This is a genomic window from Halococcus sp. PRR34, from assembly GCF_028617175.1.
Classification (GTDB): domain Archaea; phylum Halobacteriota; class Halobacteria; order Halobacteriales; family Halococcaceae; genus Halococcus; species Halococcus salifodinae.
Window position 1 is genome coordinate 108,750 of the sequence record NZ_JAQJDA010000005.1, and the last position, 25,697, is coordinate 134,446.

At 66.4% G+C, this 25,697-nt stretch carries 31 protein-coding genes; 13 read left to right on the forward strand and 18 right to left on the reverse strand.

Annotated features, from left to right (window positions below):
• Positions 1–12: 12 nt before the first annotated feature.
• Complete coding sequence (locus PHA81_RS08370) at positions 13–948, reverse strand: phosphatase PAP2 family protein (protein WP_273836386.1); 936 nt, start codon at positions 946–948, stop codon at positions 13–15.
• 197 nt (positions 949–1,145) lie between these two features.
• Between PHA81_RS08370 and purB the strand changes: the two genes are divergently transcribed.
• Entirely contained in the window at positions 1,146–2,531 is a 1,386-nt protein-coding gene (gene purB / locus PHA81_RS08375; protein ID WP_273836387.1) for an adenylosuccinate lyase, read from the forward strand.
• Positions 2,532–2,583: 52 nt separating this feature from the next.
• On the opposite strand, the gene eda is transcribed toward purB, so the two are convergent.
• From eda to dapA, 10 genes are all read right to left on the reverse strand, one after another.
• Complete coding sequence (gene eda, locus PHA81_RS08380; protein ID WP_273836388.1) at positions 2,584–3,234, reverse strand: bifunctional 4-hydroxy-2-oxoglutarate aldolase/2-dehydro-3-deoxy-phosphogluconate aldolase; 651 nt, start codon at positions 3,232–3,234, stop codon at positions 2,584–2,586.
• A gap of 58 nt (positions 3,235–3,292) precedes the next feature.
• On the reverse strand, positions 3,293–3,751 hold the full coding sequence (locus tag PHA81_RS08385) for a universal stress protein (protein WP_273836391.1): 459 nt from the start codon (positions 3,749–3,751) through the stop codon (positions 3,293–3,295).
• 85 nt (positions 3,752–3,836) lie between these two features.
• The gene (locus tag PHA81_RS08390) at positions 3,837–5,159 is read right to left on the reverse strand and encodes an inorganic phosphate transporter (RefSeq protein ID WP_005041986.1); all 1,323 of its coding nucleotides are present in this window, start codon (positions 5,157–5,159) and stop codon (positions 3,837–3,839) included.
• A gap of 226 nt (positions 5,160–5,385) precedes the next feature.
• The gene (locus tag PHA81_RS08395; protein ID WP_005041988.1) at positions 5,386–5,847 is read right to left on the reverse strand and encodes a ferritin-like domain-containing protein; all 462 of its coding nucleotides are present in this window, start codon (positions 5,845–5,847) and stop codon (positions 5,386–5,388) included.
• Positions 5,848–5,872: 25 nt separating this feature from the next.
• Positions 5,873–6,988, reverse strand: a complete 1,116-nt coding sequence (locus PHA81_RS08400; protein WP_273836392.1) for a M20 family metallopeptidase — start codon at positions 6,986–6,988, stop codon at positions 5,873–5,875.
• Positions 6,989–6,991: 3 nt separating this feature from the next.
• Positions 6,992–7,951 carry a diaminopimelate epimerase gene (gene dapF, locus PHA81_RS08405; RefSeq protein WP_273836393.1) on the reverse strand — a complete coding sequence of 320 codons (960 nt, stop codon included), beginning with the start codon at positions 7,949–7,951 and terminating at the stop codon, positions 6,992–6,994.
• Entirely contained in the window at positions 7,948–9,240 is a 1,293-nt protein-coding gene (lysA, locus tag PHA81_RS08410) for a diaminopimelate decarboxylase (RefSeq protein ID WP_273836394.1), read from the reverse strand. Before lysA ends, dapF begins: the two co-directional genes overlap by 4 nt.
• Positions 9,237–10,064, reverse strand: a complete 828-nt coding sequence (locus tag PHA81_RS08415; protein ID WP_273836395.1) for a 2,3,4,5-tetrahydropyridine-2,6-dicarboxylate N-succinyltransferase — start codon at positions 10,062–10,064, stop codon at positions 9,237–9,239. Before PHA81_RS08415 ends, lysA begins: the two co-directional genes overlap by 4 nt.
• A complete protein-coding gene (dapB, locus tag PHA81_RS08420) occupies positions 10,061–10,864 on the reverse strand; it encodes a 4-hydroxy-tetrahydrodipicolinate reductase (protein ID WP_273836396.1) in 804 nt (267 codons plus the stop codon). Before dapB ends, PHA81_RS08415 begins: the two co-directional genes overlap by 4 nt.
• Entirely contained in the window at positions 10,861–11,793 is a 933-nt protein-coding gene (dapA, locus tag PHA81_RS08425; protein WP_273836398.1) for a 4-hydroxy-tetrahydrodipicolinate synthase, read from the reverse strand. Before dapA ends, dapB begins: the two co-directional genes overlap by 4 nt.
• Before the next feature lie 507 nt (positions 11,794–12,300).
• On the opposite strand from dapA, the gene PHA81_RS08430 reads away from it, so the two are divergent.
• Positions 12,301–12,798 (forward strand): NYN domain-containing protein, encoded by a 498-nt coding sequence (locus tag PHA81_RS08430; RefSeq protein ID WP_005042006.1) that lies wholly within the window; start codon positions 12,301–12,303, stop codon positions 12,796–12,798.
• A gap of 19 nt (positions 12,799–12,817) precedes the next feature.
• Here the strand turns inward: PHA81_RS08430 and PHA81_RS08435 are convergent, their stop codons facing one another.
• Positions 12,818–13,003 (reverse strand): hypothetical protein, encoded by a 186-nt coding sequence (locus PHA81_RS08435; RefSeq protein WP_005042008.1) that lies wholly within the window; start codon positions 13,001–13,003, stop codon positions 12,818–12,820.
• Positions 13,004–13,111: 108 nt separating this feature from the next.
• Between PHA81_RS08435 and PHA81_RS08440 the strand changes: the two genes are divergently transcribed.
• On the forward strand, positions 13,112–13,567 hold the full coding sequence (locus PHA81_RS08440) for a PUA domain-containing protein (RefSeq protein WP_273836399.1): 456 nt from the start codon (positions 13,112–13,114) through the stop codon (positions 13,565–13,567).
• Between the two features lie 98 nt (positions 13,568–13,665).
• Positions 13,666–14,541 (forward strand): amidohydrolase family protein, encoded by an 876-nt coding sequence (locus tag PHA81_RS08445; protein WP_273836400.1) that lies wholly within the window; start codon positions 13,666–13,668, stop codon positions 14,539–14,541.
• 53 nt (positions 14,542–14,594) lie between these two features.
• Here the strand turns inward: PHA81_RS08445 and PHA81_RS08450 are convergent, their stop codons facing one another.
• Positions 14,595–14,795: a hypothetical protein gene (locus PHA81_RS08450; protein ID WP_005042016.1), complete on the reverse strand. Its 201-nt coding sequence runs from the start codon at positions 14,793–14,795 to the stop codon at positions 14,595–14,597.
• Positions 14,796–14,904: 109 nt separating this feature from the next.
• Between PHA81_RS08450 and PHA81_RS08455 the strand changes: the two genes are divergently transcribed.
• Positions 14,905–15,309, forward strand: a complete 405-nt coding sequence (locus PHA81_RS08455; RefSeq protein WP_049909931.1) for a hypothetical protein — start codon at positions 14,905–14,907, stop codon at positions 15,307–15,309.
• Positions 15,310–15,311: 2 nt separating this feature from the next.
• Here the strand turns inward: PHA81_RS08455 and PHA81_RS08460 are convergent, their stop codons facing one another.
• A complete protein-coding gene (locus tag PHA81_RS08460) occupies positions 15,312–16,391 on the reverse strand; it encodes a hypothetical protein (protein ID WP_273836401.1) in 1,080 nt (359 codons plus the stop codon).
• A complete protein-coding gene (locus PHA81_RS08465) occupies positions 16,381–16,575 on the reverse strand; it encodes a DUF4177 domain-containing protein (RefSeq protein WP_273836403.1) in 195 nt (64 codons plus the stop codon). Before PHA81_RS08465 ends, PHA81_RS08460 begins: the two co-directional genes overlap by 11 nt.
• A gap of 213 nt (positions 16,576–16,788) precedes the next feature.
• On the opposite strand from PHA81_RS08465, the gene PHA81_RS08470 reads away from it, so the two are divergent.
• The 3 genes from PHA81_RS08470 to PHA81_RS08480 all read left to right on the forward strand — a co-directional run bounded on the left by PHA81_RS08470 (position 16,789) and on the right by PHA81_RS08480 (position 19,281).
• Positions 16,789–17,274, forward strand: coding sequence for a GNAT family N-acetyltransferase (locus PHA81_RS08470; protein WP_273836405.1), 486 nt, complete (start codon positions 16,789–16,791; stop codon positions 17,272–17,274).
• A 113-nt stretch (positions 17,275–17,387) separates the two neighbouring features.
• Positions 17,388–18,773: a dihydrolipoyl dehydrogenase gene (locus PHA81_RS08475; protein WP_273836407.1), complete on the forward strand. Its 1,386-nt coding sequence runs from the start codon at positions 17,388–17,390 to the stop codon at positions 18,771–18,773.
• A 52-nt stretch (positions 18,774–18,825) separates the two neighbouring features.
• Complete coding sequence (locus PHA81_RS08480; RefSeq protein WP_273836409.1) at positions 18,826–19,281, forward strand: hotdog fold thioesterase; 456 nt, start codon at positions 18,826–18,828, stop codon at positions 19,279–19,281.
• An 18-nt stretch (positions 19,282–19,299) separates the two neighbouring features.
• On the opposite strand, the gene PHA81_RS08485 is transcribed toward PHA81_RS08480, so the two are convergent.
• Complete coding sequence (locus PHA81_RS08485; protein WP_273836411.1) at positions 19,300–19,920, reverse strand: class I SAM-dependent methyltransferase; 621 nt, start codon at positions 19,918–19,920, stop codon at positions 19,300–19,302.
• 107 nt (positions 19,921–20,027) lie between these two features.
• Here PHA81_RS08485 and eif1A point away from each other — a divergent pair, with 107 nt between their 5' ends.
• Positions 20,028–20,312: a translation initiation factor eIF-1A gene (gene eif1A / locus PHA81_RS08490; RefSeq protein ID WP_079890763.1), complete on the forward strand. Its 285-nt coding sequence runs from the start codon at positions 20,028–20,030 to the stop codon at positions 20,310–20,312.
• A 308-nt stretch (positions 20,313–20,620) separates the two neighbouring features.
• A complete protein-coding gene (locus PHA81_RS08495) occupies positions 20,621–21,181 on the forward strand; it encodes an HAD-IA family hydrolase (RefSeq protein WP_273836412.1) in 561 nt (186 codons plus the stop codon).
• Between the two features lie 96 nt (positions 21,182–21,277).
• Here PHA81_RS08495 and PHA81_RS08500 read toward each other — a convergent pair whose 3' ends face one another.
• Both PHA81_RS08500 and PHA81_RS08505 read right to left on the reverse strand, forming a co-directional pair.
• A complete protein-coding gene (locus tag PHA81_RS08500; protein ID WP_005042039.1) occupies positions 21,278–21,760 on the reverse strand; it encodes an Hsp20 family protein in 483 nt (160 codons plus the stop codon).
• Positions 21,757–21,915 (reverse strand): hypothetical protein, encoded by a 159-nt coding sequence (locus PHA81_RS08505; protein ID WP_005042041.1) that lies wholly within the window; start codon positions 21,913–21,915, stop codon positions 21,757–21,759. The genes PHA81_RS08500 and PHA81_RS08505 overlap by 4 nt, the downstream gene beginning before the upstream one ends.
• A gap of 524 nt (positions 21,916–22,439) precedes the next feature.
• On the opposite strand from PHA81_RS08505, the gene PHA81_RS08510 reads away from it, so the two are divergent.
• The 3 genes from PHA81_RS08510 (at position 22,440) to arsB (ending at position 25,690) form a co-directional block, all read left to right on the forward strand.
• Entirely contained in the window at positions 22,440–24,173 is a 1,734-nt protein-coding gene (locus PHA81_RS08510; RefSeq protein WP_273836413.1) for a radical SAM protein, read from the forward strand.
• A 72-nt stretch (positions 24,174–24,245) separates the two neighbouring features.
• Complete coding sequence (locus PHA81_RS08515; protein ID WP_273836414.1) at positions 24,246–24,644, forward strand: metalloregulator ArsR/SmtB family transcription factor; 399 nt, start codon at positions 24,246–24,248, stop codon at positions 24,642–24,644.
• Complete coding sequence (gene arsB / locus PHA81_RS08520; RefSeq protein WP_273836415.1) at positions 24,641–25,690, forward strand: ACR3 family arsenite efflux transporter; 1,050 nt, start codon at positions 24,641–24,643, stop codon at positions 25,688–25,690. Before PHA81_RS08515 ends, arsB begins: the two co-directional genes overlap by 4 nt.
• Positions 25,691–25,697 lie beyond the last annotated feature (7 nt).

Here is a 25,697-nt window from a genome sequence, read left to right on the forward strand (position 1 = left end):
AGGCGTTCGGATTCATCCCGTTCGTGTGTGATCTCGTTCCGAATCGACGGCCGAGACGACGCGCTCACCGAGATCCGGTGCGGCGACGATCGCGGCGGCAGCGACCGCACTGCCCATCGCCGTCACCGGTGTCGGCGGCACCGAAACGTACAGCGCGAGAAAGAGCACGCCAGCGAGCGCCAGCGTCACCACGCTGACGGCAGCCATCGCCGAGGTCCGGGGCGTCGCCGGTGCTCGATCGACCAGCGCATACCACGCGAACCACGCTCCGGCCGCGACGCCGAACGCTGCGACGCTATCGAAACTGATCCCATTGAGTACACCGACGAGGCCGATCGCGACTGCGACGAGGAGCGCCCGCCCGGGATCAGTGCCGCGGTCGGCGAACCAGTACAGAGCCAGCAGAAGTACCGCACCGATCGCCACCCCCGCGATCACGTCGACGAGGTAGTGGACGCCGAGCGCGAGCCGGGAGAACGACACCGCCACGACGGCCGCACCCGCGACGCCCAGCCGGAAGCGCCAGGTTCGATAGTCCGTCGCGAGCGCCACGCCGCCCCAGACCAGCGTCGTCCCGAGTGCGTGGCCGCTCGGAAAACCGTACCCCTCGGCGGTGGCGGCGTTCTCGAAGACGGGGGTGAGAAGCGATGGGAGCCACGAGATCGTCGCTGCAACGCCGGCATCGGGCGGTCGCGGAAGTGCGAAGACACCCTTCAGCGCCTGGACCGTCACGACGTACACGATCGGCAGCGCGAGGACGAACGCCCCGCGCCGCCGAGCAAGTGGATTGCCGGGCCGCGTCGATGCGAGATAGAGGCCGCCGGCGAGAACGGACATGAACCAGACGTCGCCGAGCTGGGTCAGCGCCGCGAGCACGACGACGCCGACCTCGTCGAACAGCCCACCAAGCGCGTCGGGAACTCCGAGCCCGCGACCAGGCTGCGCCACGCTACCGGCCTCCCCGCCCCAGCAGTGCGGTTCCGTCGACGACCATTCGAACGGAGCGCTGTCGGGTCATCGATACCGGTCGTCGAGAAGCGGGCCACGACCTTCGGTGCTGTGGTCTGTCGCTTCGATAGCGTGCTTCGGGGCCGTGGATCGAGCCAACCGGCACGCTTTTTCGAGCGCTCGTCCCATCCGCGCCCATGACCGATCGCGGCCCGCTCTCGACTGTGTCGCCCCTCGATGGCCGGTACGCACGCTACACCGAGCCGCTCGTTCCCTACGTCAGCGAGGGCGCACTGTTGCGCGCTCGCGTCCGCGTCGAAGTCGAGTACCTCCTCGCGCTCGCTGATCTCGACGCGACACCGCTCACGATCGACGCCGACGACCGCACGACGCTCCGGGCGGCCTACGAGGAGTTCGACGACGAGGACGCGAGACGGATCAAACGAATCGAGGTCGATGGAACCGACGAGTACCCGGCGACCAACCACGACGTGAAGGCCGTCGAGTACTTCGTCCGCGACGCCCTTCCAGAGAATCTCGACGCCGACCAGTGGATCCACTTCGGGCTCACGAGCGAGGACGTCAACAACCTCGCCCATCGCCTCCTGATCGGTCCCGCCATCGAGGAAGTGCTGATTCCTGCGCTCGAAGCGGTGCGGGATGCGCTTGGCGAACTCGCTGACGAAAATCGGGACGTGCCGATGCTCGCACGGACCCACGGCCAGCCCGCCACGCCCACCACGTTCGGCAAAGAAATGGCTGTCTTCGTGGGACGGCTCGACCGCGCGATCGACCGGGTCGAAACTGCGGCTGACGGCCTCGCGGGCAAGCTCGCAGGCGCGAGCGGGACCTACGCCGCCCACCACACCGCCTACTCCGAGGTCGACTGGCGGGCGTTCGCGCGCGAGTTCGTCGAATCCCTCGATCTGGAGTTCGTCGAGCCCGTCACCCAGGTCAACCCGTGTGACGACCTCGCGGCGCTGTTCGACACTCTCAGCGGTGCCAACGCCGTCCTCCTCGATCTCGATCGCGACGTGTGGCGCTACGTCAGCCAGCGCTATCTCGGCCAGCGCGCCGATGCGGACGAAACCGGCTCGTCGACGATGCCCCACAAGGTGAACCCCATCGACTTCGAGAACTCGGAGGGCAACCTCTCGAAGGCGTATTCGGACCTCGATTTTCTCGGGGGGTACATCACCACCTCACGGCTCCAGCGCGACCTCTCGGATTCGACGGTGAAGCGTAATATCGGTGCGGCGCTCGCGCACTGTTGCATCGGCTACCGGAAGACCGAGGCCGGACTCTCGAAAGTCGTCCCGAACGAGCAAGTGATGCGCGATGACCTCGAAGCGAACCCCGAGGTCATCGGCGAGGCCGTCCAGACGATCCTCCGCCGGGAGGGCCACACTGACGCCTACGAACGAGTCAAAGAGCTCACCAGAGGACGACGCACCAGCCTGGAGGACTTCTATGACCTCTTCGACGATCTCGACGTGAGCGAGGCGACTCGCGAGGAACTCCACGCTCTCACGCCCGCCGGCTACACCGGCGTGGCGAGCGATCTGGTCGACGGAACTGAGTGAACATCTGACGGCGAACAGGAACTCACCGTTGGCGGAACGATCGCGGCCGACCTCAGGACCGCGCGTCCTCGACGGCCGCGACGAACTCCGCGGCGGACTCGCGCACCGCGTCCCAGTTCTCGCGTTCGATGGCGTCGTAATCCACCAGCGCCGACCCCGCACCCACCGCGACCGCGCCGGCGTCGAAGTACTCCGCGACGTTGTCGGCCGACACCCCGCCCGTGGGCATCACCGGCACGTCGCCGAGCGGGCCCTGTATCGCGCCGATGTGATCCGGCCCGACCGTGGATGCGGGGAACAGTTTCAGAATGTCCGCCCCGGCCGCCATCGCGCGATCCGCTTCGGTCGGCGTCATCACGCCAGGGATACAGACCACGTTCTCGCGGTTGCAGACCCGAATGACCTCTTCGTTGAGATTCGGGGCGAGCACGAACTCCGCGCCGGCCTCGATGACGTTGCGCGCAGCCGGTGCGTCCATCACGGTCCCGGCCCCCACGACGGCGTCGGTGTCAGCGAGCGCGCGGTCGACTGCGGCGATCATCTCGGTACATCGCTTCGCGTCGGCGGTCACTTCGATCGCGGTCACGCCGCCCGCGTGGATCGCTTCGGCGACCGGAACGATGTCCTCCTCGTCGATCCCTCGGAGGACGGCCGTCACGCCGCTGTCGACGATCCGCTTGCGGACTGCCTGTTTTCGTGCCATGCGGCGGTCTCCGACGGCCGAGAACAAAAAGGGGTGCTACTCGGCGGCCGGCACTGATTCACCGAACGACGGTCACGTTCACCGGCGAGCGACGCACTACCGACTCGGCGGTATTGCCGAGCAGGACGTGCGGGAACTCCTCGCGGCTGTGGTTGCCGATGACGATATGATCGACGTCGTTCTCGTCGGCGTACGCAACGATGCGGCGCGCGGGCCGGCCGAAGACGATCTCAGTAGTTAGGGACCGGTCGTGCTCTGTGGCACGCTCGCGGGCGTCGTCGTGGAGTTCCTCGGCGTTGGCTTTCGCGCCCTCGTACCACTCCTCGGAGTAGCCGGGCATCCCTGGCACTCCAGTCGGCGACTGGAGGCCCGGCGCGAGCGGATCGACGTCGAACGGGTCGATCACGGTGAGAACGGTGATCGCGACATCGGGCATGTCGAGGGCGTGATCGAGCGCGCGCTCGGATCGTGGCGACCCGTCGAGCGGGACGAGGACCTGCGTCGTGGACTCGCTCATGCGGAGCTATTGCACGCGGACGAGCAAAGCGATTTCCGTTCGACCTGACGGATCGGGCGGGTCGTGGCTCGGATCGCCGTCGGCGTCACAGCACGAACGCGAACACGAGATACGAGCCGATCGCGGAGATCGTCGGCGTGAGAAGCCACATCGTGACGATACGCCCCGTGGCTGCGCGGTCGAACAGATCCGCCGCCGCGAGTTCCTCAGGGTCTTCCGTGCCGATCTTCGGGACAGGGTCGACCGGTGTGTCGCCCGTGGCGCTACCAGGATTCGTGGCCTCAGCGGGCTTCTCACCGGCCGCGAGGTCGCCGACCGTCGGACCCTGAGCAGGTCCCTCGGGCGTGCCGTCGGCAGTTGGTCGCTCTCGCGCATCCGATCCATCCCGTGCTTCGCTCGTCCGCGCGGGAACGAGCGCACCCGCCGAGACGTCCGGGCGACCCTCGCCCTCGATCGCAGTCTCGGCGGCATCGGCCAGCGTGACCGCGCGTGAGGCCCGGCCCCATCCGAGGCCGATGATACACGAGGTCATGCTGACTGCGAGGCTCGCCGGGATGCCGAGGTTCGAGAGCACGGTGATGATGGTCGCGCCGATCAGCGAGACGAGGATTGCGGCGAGGATCGGGAGGTCGGTGATCCCGTCGCCCACCGTGTCGAGGGTGCGCCGGGCGATCGTGAACGCGCCGATCCCCATCGCACCGACCGCGAGCAGCGTGCCCGCGCCGACTCCGATCTCGCCGCTGCCCACCAGCGGCGCGACCGCGTTCGCGGTGTTCGACGCGCCCGCCGAGAACGCGTTGTAGCACGCAACGATCAGGACGACCGCCGCACCCACGATGTCCCGCCTGGTCGCGCCCTCCCGAAGTCGGGGTCGGGGGATCGTCCCCGAACGATCCACGTCGAACAGTCCGTCCTCGATCCGACCGAACGAGATCCTGGCATCGAGGTGTGGATAGATGTACCGACCGAGGAGGACACCGATCCAGAACGCGACGAGTGGAGCGACGATCCACGCCGAGACGATCCCGAACATCACGTCCTGGTTGAGCGTGCCGTTCGCAACGCCCAGTCCGGCGATCGCGCCGACGGCAGTCATCGAGGTCGAGGCAGGTACGCCGAAGAGGTTCGAGATGAGGAGGGAGCCGCCGGTAAAAAAGAGCAACACGGCGCTCGCCGCGAGCGTGAACTCCTCGGCGACGATCTCGGAGCCCATCGTCGTGATGACCTCCTGTCCGACCGTCCAGCCACCGAGCAGTGCAAAGGCGGTAAAGAGCACCGCCGCGAGGGTCTTGCCGGTGATCCGACTTCCCACTGCGGGGCCGAACGCGACCCCGGTCGAGGAGCCTCCGATGTTGTAGCCCACGAACACCGCGACGAGCACTCCCGCGACGAGCAATGCGGAAACCATGTGTTATGTCTCGCGTTGCCGAAAGAAATGTCGGTTTCGCTTCGGTGCTGCGGGTCGTCGAGGCGAGAGCCGAGCGTAGCCTGCCATCCGACACGACAGCCCGCCGATCGTCGCTTTGCCCGCAACGCTCTTTCACGAACCGCTCTGGAACAGTCGACAGCGGCAGCGAACGACGGCCCGTGATCGGCGGAACTCCCCTACCGAGTCCGGCGATCGGGAAGGGAAACTACCCCTCGTACTCCTTCCGGTAGCCCTCGAACTCCGCGAGATGTTCTTCCTCGTCGGCGAGCAGCTCCGTCGCGAAGTCCTCGGTCACGGGATCGCCGGCTTCCTCGGCGACCTCGATGAGTTCGCGGTAGGTCTCGACGGCACCCTTCTCGGCGGCGATCACGCCGTCGATCACCGAGAGCACGTCCGTTGGGTCCTCGGGCGGTTGAAGGGCGTCTTGTCCCATTTCGAGGTCGAACGAACCCTTCGGCTGGCCGCCGAGTTGGGAGATGCGTTCGCCGATCTCCTCGGCGTGGCCGAGCTCCTCCTGGACGTCGGCACTGAGGCTGTCGGCGATCTCTTCGGCCGCGACCCCTGCGAGCGCGGCGGCGTTGGTCTGGTAGTTGATGACGGTCTCGAACTCGTCGTTTCTGGCCTGTGCGAGCAGTTCGAGCACGCGGTCGTCGCCTTCGACACTCATGGATCAACCGTCGAGCGCCGCGTCCTTAAACGTCCGTCTCGCGGAGACGTTCGGCGAGTGCGTCCCCGAGGATCGTGGCGGCGCGCTTGACGTCGGGGAGTCGGACGTACTCGCGATCCGCGTGAGCGACAGGCCCCGATTCGTCCGCGAGGTCGCCAGGACCGAACACGACTGTCGGGGCCTCGCGCGCGAAATACGACGCCTCGGTTGCGGCGGTGAACGGCCGGACCGCACCACCCGACGCCTCTTGGAGCACGCTGACCACGCGATCCTCGTCGGACGTCTCGAACGCTTCGAGAAACGGCGTTTCGCGCTCGGTCAGCGCGAACGACACCGCGTCGGGCGCTGGTGCGTGCTGGGTGAGATACTCGTTCAGCGCAGTCTCGAAGCCCATTGCGGTCTCGGGCGGGACGCTTCGGCGATCGAGAACGATCGCACACTCGGCGGGCACCTGATTCGTCGCGTCGCCGCCGTCGACGACCGTCGGGGTGAGCGTCGGCGCGCCGAGATCGGGGTGGGCGGCGAGTCCTTCGGGTCGGTCGTCGAACCCGGAGAGCGCGTCGATCACCGGCGCGGCCATCGTGATCGCGTTCTGTCCCGTGTGCGGCTCGGCGGCGTGGGCACGCTCGCCAGCGATCGTGATGCGCCCCTCGAAGCGCCCCTTCGCGGCGTTACAGACGTCGAGACCGGTAGGCTCGCCAACGATCACCCAATCCCCGCGTTCGGGATCGAGGTCGAGCGACGGCACGAGTGCCGCCGCGCCGATCGAACGGGTTTCCTCGTCGGGCGTCACGGCGAGCGTGAGCCGACCTCGGTCGGGCTCGATACTCGAAAACGCGGCGAGCATTGCGGCCAGCGGCCCCTTGGCGTCGCAGGCCCCGCGCCCGTGGAGAATCGCTCCGTCGTGTTCGGCGGGAACGTGTGGCGAAACGGTGTCGAGGTGGGTGTTCAACACGACGTGTGGGCCGTCGGTGGCGTCCCCACTGGCCTCGCGCGTCGCTATCACGTTGCCCGCATCGTCGACAGTCGGTTCGATACCTGCCTCGCGGAGCGTTTCACAGAGGAGGGCTCGCATCGCCCCAACGTCGTCGTGGGAGGGCGTTCGGACTGCGTGTTCGAGGAATTCGAGCGGATCGATCATCGATCAGTCGCCGGCTGCCTCGGCGCTCTGTGGGTTGTCGATCTGAATCTCGGCTGTGCCCTCGCGTTCGGTCGGTCCGGCGAGCACTGCACCGCGTTCGTCGAGTCGGATATCGAGGCGACCACCGGGCGGCCGCACCGCGATAGCTTCGGCGTCGGTGTGGCCGAGTTCGCGCGCGACCGCCGCGATTGCCACCGCACCAGTCCCACACGAGCGCGTTTCGCCTTCGACACCGCGCTCGTAGGTGCGCTGGTCGAACGCCCCGGCCGACCAATCGGGTCCGTCGTCTGTGCTGGGACTGGCGACTGTGACGTTCGCGCCGCGGGGGAAGGCGTCGGCGTGGCGCACCGCCGGGGCGACGGCGTCGAGGTCCACGGTCGAGACGTCGTCGACGAACGCGACCGCGTGGGGAACGTCGGTGTTCACCGCCGTTACGGTGAGCCCCTCGACGGGTTCCTCGACGAGCGGTTCGTCGCGCACCACCGGGACCGCCGCGGGCGCGAAGCTCGGCGCCCCCATCTCGATCGTCACGCTGTCGCCGTCGACCGTCGCGCGGCGCGTGCCCGCTTGAGTGTCGACCATCACGGTCGTCTCGTCGTCGCTCGCGTCGTCAGAAGCCGCTCCGCGCCGTCCCCCATCGCTCGCGGGCGTCGCCCGCTCGCTCTCTTCGCGACGGCAAAGCCGTCGCGCGGCCCACGCTGCGGCACACCGCGCACCGTTACCACACATCGGAGCGGTCGAACCGTCGGGCTGGACCAGCGTCATCACGACCCGGGGCGAGGCGTAGCCGTCTTCGAGCGCGAGAAAGAGCACACCATCCGCGCCGATCGACCCGCCGATCGCGAGGCCGTCCTCGCGATCACAGAGCCTCGTCGCAATCTTTCGTCGATCGGCGACGGGTTCGGCCGCGTCCACCACGAAGAAGTCGTTGCCCGTACCATGATACTTCTCGATCGGGATCATCGATCGACCTCCAAACGCGTGAGATCGTCGATCGTCTCACGATGCACGCAGACTCGCGACTCGCCGTCGTCGAGCGCGATCACTGCTGGACGTGGCCGGGAGTTGTACGTGCTCGCCATCTCGTAGCCGTACGCGCCGGCGTTCCCGACCGCGAGGAGGTCGTCACGTGCTGGCGCAGGAAGCTCACGATCCCGCGCGAGCGCATCGGCGGACTCACAGACCGGCCCCACGACCGTCGTCGACACCGTCCCGCGCTCGGCAGCGTCCGGTGCGAGCAACCGGATCGCGTGGTGGGCGTCGTACAGCGCGGGCCGGAGGAGATCGGTCATCCCACAATCGACGCCGACAATGGTGGTTTCGGGTGTCGACTTCACGGTGTTGGCGCGGGTCACCAGCACACCGGCGTCGGCGACGAGGTATCGGCCCGGTTCGATCCCGAGTGCAGGGTCGCGGTCGTCCGAGCCGTCGACACTGTCGAGCGCCTCGTGGGTGGCCGCAGCGAGCGAGTCGAGATCGAGCGGTGATTCGCTCTCACGGTAGGGAACGCCGAATCCGCCGCCGACGTTCACCGTATCGAGGACGACGCCCGCGTCGGCTACTTCGTTCACGAGTTCGCCCACCTGGGCGACCAGCGCACGATGAGAATCGAGATCGTCGTCGTTGAGGATGCCACTCCCGGCGTGGGCGTGGAGGCCGCGAACGTCGAACCCGCGTTCTGCGGCCTCGCTCACGACCGCCGCAGCTCGCTCGTCGGGAACCCCGAACTTCGGATCGGTGCCCGTCCGTACCTTCTCGTGGTGGCCCGCACCGACGCCGGGGTTCACCCGGACGAACAGCTCTCCCGTCCAGCCGCGTTCGGCGAGTCGATCGAGGGTGTCGCTCGCACCGATCGTGATGGCGACCTCGTGATCCGCGGCGAGATCGACCACCCGATCGAGATCCCGGGCGGGTGGGTTGACGGCAGTGTAGCGGACGCGGTCGAACCCTGCCTCCAACGCACGGACGACCTCGCCAGCGGAGGCGCACTCGGCCCCGAGGCCAGCATCGGCGATCGTTTCCAGCACGCTCCCGATGGCGTTCGCCTTGACCGCGTAGCTGATTTCGGCGTCGGGGAACGCCTGCCAAAGGCGAGTAGCGTTCTCTCGAACGCGATCCAGGTCTACGACGTACAGTGGCGTCCCGTGCTCGGTGGCGAGATCGCGCAGGTCGGCCGCCGGCCAGTCAGCAAGCCGTCTGACGGGCGGGTTCACGGCCGCCACCGACGAAGTGCTGGCAGCCTCGGTGGTCATCGGAGCGCTTCCTCGCGTTCGGTCGCTTCGAGCGTGCGATCCTCGACGTCGGTCGCCACCACGGCGGGCTTGTACGCCCCGCCGTCGAACAGGTCGTGATCGCCGACCGACGACTCGACGAATCTGGTGAACGCCCGGCGCTCGGGTGGCAGGCGACCGTAGATGATTTCCTCGTCGACCAGATCGTACACCGGAATCCGCGGCGTGAGCAGCGTGTTCTCGCCGACTACCGAGTCGTGGCCGACCACGAATCCCGAGGTGACGCGACAGCCCGCGCCGAGCGAGACTCCCTCTTCGATCACGACCGGCGCGTCCTCGACCGGTTCGAGCACGCCACCAATGAGGGTGTTCGCGCCGAGCTTGACGTCCGCACCGACCTGGGCGCACGAGCCCACGGTGTCACACGAGTCGACGAGGGTGCCGTCGCCGACGTGAGCGCCGGCGTTGACGAAACTCGGACTCATCAGGATCGCGTCGCTGCCGACGTGTGCGCCCCGCCGGATCACGGTTCCGTCTGGCGTGTTTCGGGTGCCCCGCTCGCCGAGGTCGTTGGTCCGACGCAGCGGAAGCACGTCGTGGTAGTCGACGCCACCGTACTCTCGGCTCTGTGTCTCGCGGAGGCTGAAATTGAGCAGCACGCCCCGCTTGACCCATTCGTTTGCCTGCCAGTCGCCGTCTCGCTTCTCGGCGGCGCGCACGTCGCCGGCTTCGAGCGCGTCGAGGAACGTGTCGAGCAGATCGCGTTCCTCGCTGCCGGCGTCGCCCGCGGTCAGTCCGTCGTCGGTACGTTGCCACAGCGTGTCGATCTCGGATTCGAGACTCATGCTGATCCCTCGATAACGTCGTCGAACGCATACCAGCCGGCCTCGTGGCCGGCGAGCCATCCCGCCGCGTCGAGCGCGCCCGCCGCAAAGACCCCACGGCTCTCCGCGCGATGGGCGAGCGTGAGCACCTCGTCGTTGTCCGCGAGGAGCACCTCGTGTTCGCCCCGCACGCCGCCGGCGCGCCGGACGTGAACCCCGATCTCGCCGTCGATCCGGGACTGTTCGCCCTCGCGGCCGTAGGTCCGCTTCCCAGTACCCCCACCGCTCTCGTCCTGCCTCGCGTCGTCCCGCGCCGCGTCGATGTCGTCGAGCAGCGTCGTCGCCGTGCCGCTCGGCGCGTCGCGCTTGCGGTTGTGGTGGGTTTCGGTCAGTTCGATGTCGTACTCCGGCAGCGCCGCGACGGCTTCGGTGAGCGCCGATCGAAGCGCGTTGATTCCTCGCGAGAAGTTCGTCGCCCACAATACGGGGACCGCTTCGGCGGCCTCGCGAAGCGCCGACTGCTCCGGGTCGTCCAACCCTGTCGTGCCGGTGACGAACCCGACGCCGGCTTCGGCACAGGCCGCCGCGTACTCGATCGACGACTCGGGACCAGTGAAGTCCACGACGATCTCGGGCTGCTGCTCGGCGAGGAGATCGGGGAGGGCGACCGCGTCGTGGACCGCGTGACCGGCGACGCGTTCATCGTCCGCAGGATCGCGGTTGACCGCGAACGCCACCGCCACGTCGTCGCGGTCGGCGGCCGATTCGAGCACCGCGCGCCCCATCGCGCCCGTCGCGCCCGTGACCCCGACGACCGTCACCGTTCGGCCTCCGGCGCGACGGGTTGTTCGCGGTCGTCGGTGCTCGCGTCGTCGAGATCGGCGAGGACGGTTTCGAGCGAAGCGCGATGCTCGGTCCCGAGCCGCGAGAGCGGTGCGCGCAGGTTGCCTGCGACGTGGCCGCGGATCGCCAGCGCTTCCTTCAGCGGGATCGGGTTGGTCTCCCAGAACAGCGCGCGAAAGAGCGGCCCGAGTTCGTGGTGGCGCTCGCGTGCCCGATCGGAATCGCCGTCGAGCCCCGCGTGAACCATCTCGCTCATTCTTCGGGGTTCGACGTTCGCAGCGACGCTGATCGTTCCGCGAGCGCCCACGGCGAGCAGCGGGAGCGTGAGCGCGTCTTCGCCCGAGAGCACGGTGAAATCCTCGTCGCGGGTGCGCTCGACGAGTTCGCTCGCCCGCCCCACGTCGCCGCTCGCGGACTTGTAGCCCGCGACGTTTTCGTGGTCGGCGAGCGCGACCGCGGTGTCGATTTCGATGGATCGTCCCGTGCGGCCGGGCACGTTGTAGACGATCTGGGGCAGATCGATTGCGTCGGCGAGCGCCCGGAAATGGGCCTCCATCCCGGCGGGCTCGGGCCGGTTGTAGTACGGCGAGATCAGGAGAAGCGCGTCAGCGCCGGCCGCTCGCGAACGCTCGGCGAGGTCGATCGCCTCCCGCGTCGCGTTCGAGCCAGCGCCGGCGATCACGGGAATCGAGACGGTTTCGGCGACCGCCTCGACGACTGCGACGTGTTCGTCGTGGGTCAGGGTCGCGCTCTCGCCGGTGGTGCCGACGGGAACGAGTCCGTCGACGCCCGCGCGTTCGAGGCGGCGGGCCTCGCTTCGGAGTCGGTCGAAATCGATGCTGTCGTCGGGTTCGAACGGCGTGGCCATCGCGGGGAACACGCCGTCGAGGTCGATGGATGGTGTCATGCGGTGTCGTCTGTGGTATCGTGGTGGGTGGTGGTGTTGAGACTCGGCAGTGGGACGCTCGAAAACGGTGCGCGACGGGTTGCCACCCCGCCACGAACCAGCCTCAGGTGCGTTTTGTGTCCGCGCGCGGGACACCACACCCACGGCTCGGGGGCCGGCCGAACCGGGATGTAAACCGTCGCATACCCGCTACACTGCACCCGCCGAACTTATGCGTTGCGTCGCGTGCGATACCTGCCGAACTTCGAATCGTGCGCCAGCCTCGGATTCGATGAAGAAAGCTAATTCGCCTACGGCAAATCACGACGCAAATGAGAGACCGCAGGCCACACCCTCCCCAACCGATTCCCTCACTCGCTTCGCTCGTTCGGTCATCCCTCGCGTGAGTCGCGCGCCTCCGGCGCGCTCCCGCGCGCCACCCCATCCAGTAAGTGGTTTCTGCTGGACAGTACAGAACTGACCCGCCCGTGGCGAAACGCTTTAGCGGGCAGTCTGTCGATTACCGACATGTCGAACGTTCATCCGGCCCAGCGCGTTGCGGTGCTGGTCGACGCACAGAACCTCTATCACACCGCCCAGAGCGTCTACTCACGCAACATCGACTACGACGAACTCCTCGATGCGGGCGTCGCCGGGCGCGAACTCACCCGCGCGATCGCGTACGTCATCCGGGCCGACTCGCCCGAGGAGGAGAGTTTCTTCGAGGCACTCGTCAACATCGGCTTCGAGACCAAGATCAAGGACATCAAGACCCACGCCGACGGCTCCAAGACGGCGGACTGGGACGTCGGGATGATCCTCGATGCGGTGACGCTCGCGCCGCATCTCGACACCGTCGTGATCTGCACCGGCGACGGCGATTTCTCGCGGCTCTGTTCACATCTCCGGCACAAGGGCGTCCGGGTCGAGGCGATGGCGTTCGAGGAATCCACATCGGAGGAACTCCTCGATGCCGTCGACGGCTTTACCGATCTCTCCGAACGCCCGGAGACGTTCTTGCTGTAACCCGGTTCTGCTTCGCGTCTCAGACCGTTCCTTCGGACGTGCCGACGAGCAGCGTGCCCGCAGCCAGCACAAGCGCGGCGATCGCGGCCAACGGGACGGGAATCGAGACCGAAACGAGCGACGTCGGGAGGGCGAACAGGAGGATGGTCACTGTGCCGACCACGATGAGTGCTGCCCCCGCGAGTACCTTGGTGCGTTCGTCCATGGAACGAGGCTGGGTTCCGATCGGTCTAAATCGCTTCGAAACCGTCGTGTCGTCACGCCGGAGTACCCGATGGACGCGCTTTTGCACGCCGGCGGCGAACCGAGGCCAATGGCCGAAGAACTCGCGCGACTGCGAACGATCGCGGACTACCAGTTCGGCCACAGCGCCGGCGTGACGCTGTTCGCCGGCGATCCCGAGGTTCACCACACCGCGACCGGCCGGCCGGAACAGGTGCTCGTCGGCGGCGAGCGTCTCGTAACCTACGGCGTCGACGGCCGGTTCACGCTCGGTCTCGCCGGCGGCGAGCGGCTCCGCGCGGCATTTGCGGCTCCGCGAGCCCGCGTCGTCGTCGGCGAGGAGAGCGCACCGTTCGTCCGCGAGGGGAAAAACGCGTTCGCGAAGTTCGTCACCGCGGTCGATCCTGCCGTCCGCCCCGGCGACGAGGTCTGCATCGTTGGCCCCGACGACGACCTGTTCGGCGTGGGGCGGGCAGAAATCGCTGCCGACGCGATGGCCGACTTCGAGACCGGAGTGGCGGTCAAGACCCGTGAGGGAGCCGACTGAACCCTATCGACGTTCGATAGTCCTCGATATTTGGTAGCCATTGATGATCGGCAGCCAGCGCCCGACAGTATATGTGGCTGGTCCCCGACGAACCGATGATGCTCGACATCGACTTCCCGACCGAGGAGCCGCGTTTCATCGACACCCACGCCCACCAGCCGACGAGCGAGTTCCTGGAGGACGCCGGCGGCGAGATGATGGGCGACGCCGCGGGCAAGTTCGGCACCGATCTCGAAACGTGGGGCTACGAGGAGATGGTCGAGGAGTACCACGCAGCCGGCATCCGTCACGCGGTCCTGCTGGGCTGGGACGCCGAGACCAACACTGGCAACCCGCCAGTCACGAGCGAGTACGTCGCCGAGATCCGCGACGAGTACCCCGACTTCTTCACCGGGTTCGCGGGCATCGATCCCCTGAAGGACGACTGCGTGGAGTCCGCCGAGCGCGCGATCGAGGACCTCGATCTCTCGGGGTTCAAGTTCCAGCAGATCGCCCAGGGGTTCGACCCGAGCGCGCCCGAACACGACCCGCTCTGGAACACCATCGAGGACCTCGGCGTTCCGGTGGTGTTCCACGGCGGCAACTCCACTCTCGGCGCGGGCAGCCCCGGCGGCCGCGGCCTCCGGATCGAACATGGGAACCCCATGCTGATCGACGACGTGGCTGCACGATTCCCCGATCTCCAGATCCTGCTCGCCCATCCCGCCTTCCCGTGGGAGAAAGAACAGCTCGCGATCTGCCAGCAGAAGGGCAACGTCTACATGGATCTCTCTGGCTGGCTCCCCAAATACATCGACGACCAGGTGCTCCACTACGCCGGTACCGTCCTCAAAGACAAGGTGATGTTCGGGACCGATTACCCGATGATCCGGCCCGAGGAGTGGCTCGAATCGTTCGCCGAGCACACCGACTACCCCGAAGAAGTCGAGCGGAAACTGCTGTGGGAGAACGCCGAGGCGTTCCTCGGCCTGTAATCAACCGACAGCGCGTACACAGCCAGCCGGATTTCGGCCGGTGTGGAAAACGATCAGTTGGCGGCGCTCGATCCGTCGTCGGACTCCTCGCTCACGTCGATTTCATCGTCGTCGCTGCTCGATCCCGAGAACAACTTTCGCTTGATGAACCGGATACCGAGTAGCGTCCCGAGGCCGGTGGCGATCGCGCCCGGGATGCCGTATTTCTTGTACCCGTACGTGGCCGCTTTCTTGACCGCAGTCATCGCGAACATGTGGCAGAACGTACACCGGTGAGCGCAAAAGCGCTGTGCTTGCAGTCGTCGGTAGGGGGCCCGAGCAAGTGCAACGCTCAAGGGGACCCCTGACCAACCACAGCGATATATGAGTCGACGGATTCCTCGCCGACGGGCCCTCGCGGGCGTGGCGCTCGTCGTCGCGCTCGGGTTCGGTGGCTGTCTCACGCTCGGCCCAACCGTCACGGCCGACACCGGCAATTCGGCCGTCTTCGAGCAGGTATCGTCCGACGAGCCGTGGGCCAGTGGCCGGGTGAAGGCGTCGGTGAACCTCACCCCGTCCGCAACGACCGATCAAGGTGTCTCCAAGCTCGTGGTGATCTCCGAAAGCGGCTCCAGCTTCGATACCACGACCGTCGAAACCGGACAGACTAGCGGGATCACCCTCTATCTGCCGGCGAACGGGAACGCGACAGTCACCGCGGTCAACACCGTCAATGGAACCGTCGTCGGCACCCAGACGGTCACCGCTGACGGCAACAAACTGTTCTGAGTCTAGCGCTGTGAGTCCCGGAGGATCAGCGGGCCGATGGCGAGCGTCCGCTTCGCGACCGTCGCGATTCGGATGATGTAGGTGAGGAGGAGGAGAAAGGGGAGCAAGGAGACGGTGAACGCGCCGGCAACGACCAGCAGGATGTTCGGCAGCCCGAACAGCGAGCCGGTGAACGAGTCGCCGCCGACGAACGCGAGCGTGCTGCCGGCGACGACCAGCGCGGGCACCGAGACGTAGAGAATGAGCTGTGAGAGGTTGATGAGCGCCCACTCGAAGTACAGCGTCTTGATGTGTTCGCGCGCCGGTCCGAACATCGACAGCGTGGTTTTGAGCTCCTCGAACAGCGCGTTGTCCTCGTCGGTGAGACTGTCGGCGTGATCGTCGGCCATCCGCTCGACCTGAAAGATCTTCCAGCCGTAGTTGTAGTTCAGGGCGGCAAACAGCACGTCGAACGAGCCAAATTTCGCGCCATCGAGCTCGTTTCTGACCTCCTCGGAGTTGCCAGTCACGCTGTCGGTGAACTCGTCGACTTCCGCGCGGAGCTGGTCGTTGTCGCTGTCGGCGATCGAACCACGGAGTGCCTTCGCCCGGCGCTCGGTCGCGTTGACGATCGCCCGGAGGAACGCCGACGGATCGGCGGGTGAGGGCTGGCCGATCAGCTCCTGGGTGTACTCCCGGAAGTCCATCGTGTCGCTCATCCGCAGGTGTTGCTCGCCGAGCGGGCCGTTTTCCTGGGAGATGACGAGCTGGCTGATCGTGACCACGAGCGTCGTGCCGGTGATGATCGCCCCGAGCATCGTCGAGAACATCGTCTCGATGGTGTCCGCGGAGGTGACGACCGACGCGAACGGTGGATAGACGAGGGTGCCGGCGACGACGAACGCGACGAACACCACGATCGCCAGCAGCGCGGTCACGGCGAGACGGTTCGCCCCGAGCACGGCCCAGAGCTTGAGGCGGCTCTCGCCCGCACGTTCGCGCATCGTGTTCGCCGTGCTGATGTCGACATCGACGTCGGGCTCCGCGTCGATCTCGGTGTCGCTGTCCGGATCGGCCTCGATGTCGACCTCGCTACTGCTCATGGGAATCGCCGTCGGTAGGTCGTTTGAAGACCAGATATTTCGTGCCGCCGCCGACGTACTCGACGGTCGAAACGAGCTCCCAGCCCTCGCCACCGAGCTCGTTCAGCTGGGTCTTCGGGTCGATCGCCTCCTTCTTGGTCGAGCCCCGCGGCGGCCGGAGCGTTTCGTACTCCCACTGGGTCATGGTCCATCGCTCATGACCACTCCAACGCACCCCATCGTGGTAAACGGCGCTGCTTTCATATGACGCCCCGCTACTGATGCGGTACTCATCGCCGCACCACCACACCCCTCCGGCAGCCATCGAGCCGATTAAATCGACAGCTGCGACCGTTGTGAGCCGAACCACCCAGTCCACGGCGAAACGGCTATCCGCGCCGCCGCGGTACAGACTACCATGATCGTTCGTGAATCGAGGCACGACGACGTCGACGCCATCGAGGCGATAGCGCAGGCGTCGTGGGAGACCGACTATCCGACGATCCTCAGCCGCGAAACCGCCCGTGACGGCGTCGAGGAGTGGTACGACGCCGATCGGCTCGCCGCCGAAATCGAGAGCGACGACGCGCTGGTGCCGGTCGCCGACAGTGGGGACGAGGTCGTCGGGTTCGCCCACGCGGTCGAAGACGAGGGCGGTGGGGCGATCCTCCGACTCTACGTCGCGCCCGAACACCGACGCGAAGGCGTCGGCGGCGATCTGCTCGATCACACCCGCGAGGCGTTCGGGGAGCGCGGTGCGGAGCAGGTCCGGGCGATGGTGCTCGCCGAGAACGAACCCGGCAACGAGTTCTACCGCCGCCACGGGTTCGAACTGGTCGAGGAGAGCGAGACCGTCATCGCCGACACGTCCTACCGGGAGAACGTCTACGTGGCCGAGCGGTGACCACGTCCCGCTGACCACGTCCTCCCACAGGCAATCAACGGCCGCAACCGGTATGCGTGATTCGCTGCGGACGGCAAACCGCTTTATCCGTTCCTGTCGTCGGGAGAACTGCAATGACAGGGTTCGATCTCATCGTGTTCGGTGGCGGAACCGGCAACACGGTCGCGTCGGCGGCGGCCGCCGAGGGTCTGGAGACCGCGCTCGTCGAGAAGGGACCGCTCGGTGGGCTGTGTCTCAACCGCGGCTGCAACCCCTCGAAGATGCTGATCCAGCACTCGAACGTCCACAACACGATCCGGGACGCCGACGAGTTCGGGATCGACGCGACCGTCGACGAGATCCGGTTCGGCGAGTTCGTCCGCGAGGTGAACGACGAACTCGCCGACGCCGCCAGCAGCAAGGAGACGAACAAACTGGAGGAAGCAAATCTCACGCTACTCCAGGAGGAAGCCCGGTTCGTCGACGACCACACGATCGAGATCGTCGAGAGCGGCGAGACCCACACCGCCGAAAAGGTCGTCATCGCCGCCGGAAGCCAGCCGATCGTACCGGACGCGATCGACGGACTCGCAGACGTGGACTTCCTCACCAGTGACGACGCCATCCGGCTCGAAACACCCCCGGACCGGCTCGTGGTGCTCGGCGGCGGCTACATCGCGGCGGAGCTCGGCTACTACTTCGAGTCGTTCGGGACCGACGTGGCGCTGATCGAGATGGAAGACAGCCTGGTGCCCCGCGAAGACGCCGACGTGGCCGAGGCGTTCACCGAGATCGCCGCGGATCGTCACGACGTGTACACCGGCCACCGGGTCTCGACGGTCACCGAGTCGGACGGCGAGCTCACTGCCGTCGCCGAGTCGGAGAGCGGTGACGAGATTGAGGTGTCGGGCGACGAACTCCTCGTCGCGCTGGGCCGCCGGCCGAACACCGACGGGATCGATCTCGACGCGACGAACGTCGAGACCACCGACGCCGGATTCATCGCGACCGACGATCGGCTACGAACGAACGTCGAGAACGTCTGGGCGATGGGCGACATCGCCGACAACGGGATGTTCAAACACTCCGGCGACTACGAAGGCGAGGTGATGATCGACAACGTCGCGCGCGACGCGGAGCGGACGGCGGACTTCACCGCGCTGCCGCACGCTGTCTTCACCGAACCCCAGATCGGCGCGGTGGGCGAGACCGAATCGACGCTCGACGACGCCGGCCGAGAGTACGTCATCGGACGAACCGATTTCACCGACACCGCGATGAGCCGGGCGCTGAAGCTCGATCACGGGTTCGTCAAGATGCTCGCCGACCCCGACAGTCGAGAAATCCTCGGCTGTCACATCATCGGCCACGAGGCCTCGATGCTGCTCCACGAAGTCACGCCGGCGCTCCGGTACGGCGCGACGGTCGACGACCTCGCGAACACCCTTATCCACGCCCATCCCTCGATGAGCAAGGTCGTGCTGAAAGCCTGCAAGGACGTCCCTGAGAGCGTGGAGTAGCCCGGACGGCGCGACCTCAACCGATTTGAGCCGTCGTCCCGACAGCCGACCCATGACAGCCGACGAGCCGACCGTCGAGGCGGACGTCCGCGAACGGATCGCGAGCGATCCCTACTGCGACACCCTGGGGATCGATCTGATCGACCTCGGAGCAGGCACCGCACGTACCGAACTCACGATCACCGAGGAGCTGCTGAACTTCCACGGAACGCCCCACGGCGGGGCGGTGTACTCGCTCGCCGACGCGGCGTTCGCGGCGGCGTCGAACTCGCGTGGGAACACCGCGCTGGCGCTCGAAACCAACATCTCGTACCTCGATAGCGTCGAGGTGGGAACGACGCTCGTCGCGACCGCCAAGGAGACACACGTGAGCGGGCGAACCGCCGAGTACGAGGTCGTCGTCACCGACGGCAAGGGAGATGAAAGGGAGGAGGAGTGGGGAAGCGAGGGCACCGAAGAGGACACCGCACGGATCGCGACCTTCCGCGGGCGAGTCTATCGTCCCTGATCGTCAGTCCGCCGTGACTCAGTCTCGCACGGGACGGAACACCCGAAGCGTGCCACGTTTGACCGGCTCCGATCCGATCTCCGTGAAACCATGGTTGGTGAACACGTCCTTCCAGTTGCGGTAGTACAGGGGAACGCCGTCGACGTTGTTCATGGCGTCGGTATCCGTATCCTTGCGATCCGTCGTATCGCCTTCATTTTCGGCTGTGATGAGGCGACCGTCGGTGATCCGACGGAGTTCGTCGAACACCCACTCGTCGTCGGGGTGGAGATGCTGGAGCGTCTCGACCGAGAACACGGCGTCGAAACGGCCGTCGTCGAACTCCGTGACGACGTCCTGGATGGCGTCGACGTGGAACGTTCCCTGAGTGGCGAGATCGGGATGGGCCTCGGCCATCACGTCGAGCGCCTCGGGGTTGATCTCGATCCCGTGGAGATCTTCGTAGCCGTGATCGTGGAGGTGCGCGAGGTGGCGACCCGAACTACAGCCGAGTTCGAGGATCGACGCTTCACGACCGACCGGCTCGAGCCGTTCGCGGATCGCCTCGCTCGTCGCGTTCGGCCCGTGGTGGGCGTAGTACGCTGGCGAGTACGCTCCCGAGCGTTCGGCCCACCGTCGTCTGACCTCGGTCGAATCCACACCGCTCCGAGCACGCCGGCGCGTAAAATCGCTCCGACTCCAGGCCCATGTGCCGTGCTACCGGATGATGCCCATGACTTAACCGTGTCCACGCCGTAAATACCGATGTGAGTGAACAAAACGGGCGTCGAAACCTTCGTATGCCCGACGACGACGAGTTGTTCGCGGTCGTAACCGAACACAACGGCGGGAACCACGTTCGTGTCCGGTGTGAGGACGGCGAGAACCGGATGGGCCGCATTCCCGGCCGGATGAAGTACCGGACGTGGATCGAGGAGGGCGACGTCGTTCTCGTCGAGCCGTGGAGCTGGCAGGACGAGAAGGCCAACATCGAGTGGCGCTACAAGAGCCAGGACGCCGACCAGCTCCGGCGCGAAGGCCACATCGAGTAACACTCGTCACGTTCGAATGGCCTGATTGCCCCTGCTGATGGGGCTGGACCACGACCGCGACAGCAGTTCGCCGCGCTACCCCTGATCGGAGCCGCTTTTCCGCGATTCCTCGTCTGTGGATATCGCTCGCCACACGATTTCGTCAAAAACTGCCCGCACGTGTTCGTGTCGAAACAGGCAACTATCGGATCCGAGTACGTCCGGGGAGTGACCGAGTACGATGCAGTGCTGTTCGACAACGACGGCGTCTTGATCGAGCCGCCAGCACGTGACACCCAGAGCGAAGCGACGCGTGCCGCGTTCCGCGAGTGGGCGTCGAGACGACCGACCGCCAGCACATCGCGGACATCGTCGATGGCGTCACCGTCGAACGACTTCAGGAGATCTGCACCGCGTACGATCTCGACGTGGACGCGTTCTGGGCAGCACGCGAGCGTCACGACGAACGCTCCCAGTTGGACGCGTTCAGAGCGGGCGCGCGCGGTCGCTACGACGACGTCGCGGCGATCACGGATCTCCCGCAGAGTCGCGGTGTCGTGAGCAACAACCACCACTCCACCGTGACGTTCGTGCTGGATTTCTTCGATCTGGGTTCCTCGTTCGACGTTTACTATGGCCGCGAGAAAACCGTCGACAGTCTCCGGCACAAGAAGCCCGACCCGCAGTACCTCAACCGCGCGCTGGCGGATCTCGACGCCGAATCAGCACTCTACGTCGGTGACAGCGAGAGCGACGTGATCGCGGCCAAGCGGGCGGGTATCGACTCGGTGTTCGTCCGTCGACCGCACAGCCGTGACGTGGACCTCACAGTAACGCCGACGTACGAGGCCGACGACCTCCACGAGGTCGTGGCGATCGGCGATGACTGACCTGTCCAGTTGAACCAACACGAAGCGATCGGTTTCAACGAACTCGAAGAGCGCCGCCGAACCCGACCACGGTCATCGGTTCGTCCCATCAGCTAATCAGGTATCGTCCACCGGATCGTCGCCGATCCGCTCGACGGCGCTCTCGACGCCGTTTTCGGGAACCGTCCCGTCGCCCGTCGAGATCCGAACCGGTTCGTCCTCGCGTTCGTCGGTTTTCGGGACACGGACTTCGAGCGTGCCGGTGCTCGTCAGCGTCGCGGTCGCGGCCTCGGGATCGACCACTGCGCCGTCGGGGAGGTCGGCCTGGCCGTCGAGCGCGAGCCCGCGGCCTGGTGCGCGCATCTCGAACCCCTCGTGGTGGTCGCGGACGCGATCGATCCGGACGTGGACCGCGTCCTCGGAGAAGCGAACCTGGACGTCCTCCGAACTCGCAGCGGGCGCATCGAACACCACGAGGTAGGCGTCGTCGCTTTCCAAGATGTCGGTCGGGAGCGGGCGGCGTTCCTGCGTGCGGCCCGCGATCCGCCCCATCCCGTCGAGAACCGCGTTGCCGACCGACTCGCCGACGTCGCGGATCATAGCTCGACCGATTCGAGACAGTCGGTGCCGCCGCAGTACGGACACTGGAAGTCCTCGACGCCGACGTCGTCGGGCATGTCGTAGGTGTAGTGCATCTCGAACATGTCCATCTCACAGCCGTCGTCGGTGCAGACGACTTCGAGGGTTGCCGGCATACTTCGCCATAGCCACGCGCGACCTATCAACCCACGGGTCGCAGCATCCCGGGAGCAGCGACAGTGTGCCGCAATGTGGCACGCAACGCTGGTGCGGTTGGCGCGCGGCTGCGCCGAGCGGGACGCAATGCCGTCCCGCTGGCCGTGCGAACGGCGCGAAGCGCCGTGAGCAGACGCCGCTCGTCGGCGCGCAACTCGCGTGCGAGGGATGACTGAACGAGCGGAGCGAACGGAGTGAGCGAAGCGAGTGAGGGAGTCGGCTGGGGAGGCGTGTGGCTTGCGGTTCTCATTTGTGTCGGCATCGGGGCGGTCGTTACGACGGCAACGGGGACCACGACAACACTGACTGCGACAGCAACCGCAACCGTCTCGAAAGCCCCGATGCGCTCGGGGTTCCGGGACTCGCTTCGCTCGCTCACTCCCTGCGGTGCTTGCTTCGTCCGGGTTCCCCGAGCGCATCGCCGCTTTCACACCGTGGATGACGGGTAGCCGAGTTTTTACGCCCCGAGGCCGAACGAACGGCCATGACTGCGCCCGATCCAGCCACTCTCGACGTGACCCTCGTGGACGGCTACGTCGACGAACCCGCCCACTTCGGAGTGCCACCGTACATCTCCACGTACCCACGGTTCACCGCCGGCGCGCTCGTGGACGCGGGCGTTCCCGAAGAACGCATCACCTACCACACGATCGACGAACTCCGTGACGAACGGAACAAGTGGCGTGACGTGGCCGATGCGGACCTCATGATCTACCTCGGCGGGATGACCGTCCCTGGCAAGTACGTCGGCGGGACGCCGGCCGAGCCAGACGAAGTACGGGAGCTCGCATGGGCCGCGGAGGGAACGAGCCTGATGGGCGGCCCAGTCAAATTCGGCGTCGGCGAGGAGAACACCGGCGCGACCGAGACCGAGCGATCGGATCTCGACTTCGAGTTCGTGGCAAAAGGCGATGTCGAGGCCGCAGCCCACGATCTCGTCGTCAATGGTCTAGAGGGCTTTGGCGACCGGATGCGTGACGTCGAGGAAGTCACGCAATGGGCACGCGAGGGCGCGTTCGTGGTCGAACAGCACCCGAACCATCCCGAGTACCTGATCTGCGAGCTCGAAACCTCTCGAGGCTGTGCGTATCGATGTTCCTTTTGTACCGAACCGCTCTACGGCAACCCCTCCTTCCGCCCGCCCCCGTCGGTCGTGAGCGAGGTCGACGCGCTCGCCGATCGCGGCGCGCGGCACTTCCGGCTGGGTCGCCAGGCGGACATCCTCGCGTACGGCGGCGACGGCGAGGCCCCGAACCCCGCCGCACTCCGTGACCTCTACGGCGGCATCCGCGAGGTCGCACCGAATCTCGAAACCCTCCACCTCGACAACATCAACCCGGTCACGATCGTGCGGTGGCCCGAGGATTCGCGGGAGGGCCTCCGGATCATCGCCGAGCACAACACCCCCGGGGATACCGCCGCGTTCGGGCTCGAAAGCGCCGATCCCCGGGTGCAGGAGGCGAACGATCTCAACGTCACCGCAGACGAGTGCTTTCGCGCCGTGGAGATCGTCAACGAGGAGGCGGGCTGGCGGCCGGGCGAGGACCGCTCGGCCGCGCCGACGTACGGTGCGGACGCCGCCGATCGCCTCCCGAAGCTCCTCCCGGGGATCAACCTGCTCCACGGGCTGAAGGGCGAACGCGAGAAGACGTACGAACTGAACAAGCAGTTCCTCCAGCGGGTGTACGACGCCGGCCTGCTGCTCCGCCGGATCAACATCCGCCAGGTGATGGCGTTCGATGGAACCGAGATGAGCGACACCGGCGCGCAGATCGCCGACGATCACAAGAAACTATTCAAGCAGTACAAAGAAGAGGTGCGTGAGGAGATCGACAACCCGATGCTCCAGCGAGTCGCGCCGCCCGGAACCGTGCTGCCCGACGTCCATCTCGAATACCACCAAGACGGCCGGACGTTCGGCCGCCAGCTCGGGACGTACCCGCTGTTGGTCGCTATTCCCGGCGAGCGCGAACTCGGGCGGGTAGTGGATATCGCGATCACGGATCACGGCTATCGGTCGGTGACGGGGGTCCCCGCACCGCTCGACCTCAACCGTGCCTCGATGGACGAGCTCGCGGCGCTGCCTGGCCTCGGCGACCAGCGTGCCGGCACGTTGGTGGTGAATCGCCCCTACAAATCGACCGGCGAGGCCGCGGCGACGCTCGGGATCGACCTGCCTGGCTTCACGACGGCGCGCACGCCAGAAGGGGCGGACTGATCTTCTCCCGTTGCTGCCGAGAGCGATTCGTTCCGAAACAATTACTTGAACGTCTTTGCAATCGTTCGAACGATGGCCCCATCCACCGATCGGCTCCGACGACTCATCGCCGACGAGATCGGCGAGTGCTGTGAGGAAGACGTCGAACAACGGCTCGATGACCTCGATTCGCTCGCCGAGCGGGCAACCACCGACCGGCTCGACAGGGATCGAAAAACGATGGCGGCGCTCGGCAGCGAGACCCGCCATCGGATCGCACGCCTTCTCGTCACTGCCGACGACGCGCTGTGTGTCTGTGAACTCCAACCGCTCGTCGACGTCAGCGAGAGTGCGATCAGCCACGCACTCTCGGATCTCGTCGACGCGGGGCTCGTCTCGCGCGACCGGCGAGGGAAGTGGCGCTACTACGAGAGCACCGGACGCGCCGAGCGGGTGTTCGCCGCGCTCGATGCGGCGGGAGACGACGAATGAGCGACGACCTCGGCACGCTCGATCGGTACCTCTCCCTCTGGATCGGCGCGGCGATGGTCCTCGGTGTCGGACTCGGCCGGTTCGTCCCCGGCATCGCGGACGCGCTGAACGCGATCACGTGGCACGGCACCAGCCTCCCGATCGCCGTTGGACTGTTCGTGATGATCTTCCCGATCATGGCCGAGATCGACTACGAACGGATTCCGCGCGTGACCCGTACCGCGCGCCGCGAAATCGGACTGACTCTCGTTTTCAACTGGCTGATCGCCCCGTTCGTGATGTACGGGCTCGCGGTGACCTTCCTCGGCGGCCGGCCTCAGTTCGTCACCGGTCTCGTGCTCGTCGGGATCGCACCCTGCATCGCGATGGTGCTGGTTTGGAACGAACTCGCCGCCGGGAACCAGGAGCTCTGTGCGGTCTGTGTCGGCGTCAACAGCCTGCTCCAGATCGCGCTGTTCGTTCCCTACGCCTTCCTCTTTCTCACCGTGCTTCGGGGGACGGGGATCGATGTCGACATCGCGCTCGTCGCCCAGATGGTCGGAGTCTTTCTCGGACTGCCGCTCCTGCTCGGCTATCTCACCCAGAAGTTCGCGTTCCGAACGGTTGGCCGCGATACCTACTACGACCGCTTCGTCCCGCGAATCAGCCCCCTAGGACTTCTCGGCCTCCTCTTCACCGTCGTCGTGATGTTCGCGCTCAAGGGCGAGTACATCGTGAACAACCCCGATGAGATCGTGCTGATCGCGACGCCCCTGTTCCTCTTTTTCGCGGGGATGTGGGCGCTCGCCTACGGCGCGAGCGCGGTGCTCGGGTTCGATTACACCGAGAGCATCAGTGTGGCGTTTACCGCGTCCTCGAACAACTTCGAACTCGCGATCGCGGTCGCGGTCGCCGTCTTCGGGATCGGGAGCAACGTGGCGCTGGCGACCGTCGTCGGGCCGCTGATCGAGGTGCCGGTAATGCTCGCACTCGTCCGGGTGGCGCTCGCGACGAAGGATCGGCTGTTCCCCGAGGCGAAGGAGGTGGACGCCGTTGCCGCCGACTGAAACGACC